At 29.8% G+C, this 225-nt stretch carries 1 protein-coding gene; it reads left to right on the plus strand.

Annotated elements, in window-relative coordinates:
• Positions 1-21 precede the first annotated feature (21 nt).
• On the plus strand, positions 22-225 hold a 204-nt coding region (locus tag ACY2RU_RS17885), incomplete at its 3' end, for a hypothetical protein (RefSeq protein ID WP_490139847.1).

Here is a 225-nt window from a genome sequence, read left to right on the forward strand (position 1 = left end):
AGCACCAATTTTTAAAAAAAAATGAATCCGAATACTTTGTATGACATAAGATATAGAACTACCTTGATTGTCTTCACTGTTCTAATATTTCAAATTGTTGGATGTAAACAGTTACCTGAAAAACCCGAAGAGACTGAGAAATTGAGTAAAGTCAATTTCCATCATGTTCATCTAAATGTTACAGACAGAGATTCAACTATTGCATATTATCAAAAATACTTTGGA

This window comes from Ulvibacter sp. 2305UL32-6 (assembly GCF_058148545.1).